The organism is Streptomyces sp. MNU76 (genome assembly GCF_020982545.1).
Lineage (GTDB): Bacteria > Actinomycetota > Actinomycetes > Streptomycetales > Streptomycetaceae > Streptomyces.
Genome location: NZ_JAJKLK010000035.1, coordinates 1 through 1,217, shown reverse-complemented (window position 1 = coordinate 1,217; position 1,217 = coordinate 1). Strand labels below are relative to the sequence as shown.

Annotated in this window: 2 protein-coding genes; one reads left to right on the top strand and one right to left on the bottom strand. The window is 66.1% G+C overall.

Going from position 1 to position 1,217, the window contains the following annotated elements; translation table 11 throughout:
- Positions 1-492: hypothetical protein (locus E4N62_RS47735; RefSeq protein WP_230224794.1), on the bottom strand; the 492-nt coding region annotated here is incomplete at its 3' end.
- A 105-nt stretch (positions 493-597) separates the two neighbouring features.
- On the opposite strand from E4N62_RS47735, the gene E4N62_RS47730 reads away from it, so the two are divergent.
- Complete coding sequence (locus tag E4N62_RS47730; protein ID WP_230224792.1) at positions 598-1,062, top strand: helix-turn-helix domain-containing protein; 465 nt, start codon at positions 598-600, stop codon at positions 1,060-1,062.
- Positions 1,063-1,217: the final 155 nt, after the last annotated feature.

Here is a 1,217-nt window from a genome sequence, read left to right as displayed (position 1 = left end):
GGCCCGGTGGTTGAGGGGGCCTTCCTCGGCGCACAGGACGGATTCGGACAGAATGATCTCCACGGACGCAAGGGAGAAGCGCCCAAGATAGTTTCTCCACGGCTCCGAGACGGCGCCGGCGTCTCGGAACCACACGGGTGGGTCGTCCTCGTCCGCATGCGAGAGCGGCACGGCCCATTCGACAACGTGCTGGCTCTCCACCCGGTAAACCAGCGCCCCGTCCTCCAGCCGGAGTTGGTCCGGGGAGAGCAACCGGTCCTGTCGGCTCGTGAGATCGCTGCGGCGACCGAACAAGGAGTACGCCTCCCTCATCGCGGCGGGCAGAGCCAGACCCAGCCGTGCTTCCGCCCGTGTGATCTCACTTTCGTCGCACCCGTCTCCCGGCAGGATGGGCGTCCGCCAGCCTCGAACGAAGCAACGAATGAAGTCCCAGGCTCCGTCCCGGTCTTCGATACTTCCGGCGGCAGCCACAAGGTCCACGTCCTCGCCCATGCCCCGGAGCCTAGTAGTGCGTCGCTGCTTAGTTGTGGCGTGTCTGGTTGGGAGGCTGGTGTCTGGTGGGTTCCTCCTTCCCTTTTGCCGGACAGGACTGTCGTCATGGGTTCACAGAAGAAGCGGCCGGTCAGGTTGACACCGCAGGATCGTGAGGAGTTGGTCCGGGTGACCACCACGGGTGTTCGTGGGGCCTCGATGATCATGCGTGCGCGTGTACTGCTAGCACTGGACACCTCGGTGGGAGACGTGGATCCCAAGGCGGTGATCGCGGCCCGGCTCGGCGTCTCCGGTGAGACGTTACGGCTGGTCGCCAAGCGTTTCGCCGAGACCGGTGGCGATGTGCACGCCACGATCGCGCGGAAGAAGCGCGACCTCGGTGCCTCGCCGGTGACCGGCGAGGTCGAAGCCCGGCTGATCGCGATGGCGTGCTCACAGCCACCCCAGGGCCATACCCGGTGGTCGCTGCGGCTGCTGGAGAAACATGTCGCGCTGGCCGAGGACATCCCCGATCTGGACCACTCCACCATCGGGCGGGTCTTAAAAAAACGGAACTGCGCCCTCACCTGAGAAAGTGCTGGACCATCCCACCCCGGGCGAACGCGGAGTTCGCGGCCCGGATGGAAGACGTGCTGGCCGTCTATGCCCGGCCCTACGACCCGGCACGTCCGGTGGTGTGCATGGACGAGAAGCCCTACCAGCTCCTCGGCGATGCCCGCGACCCA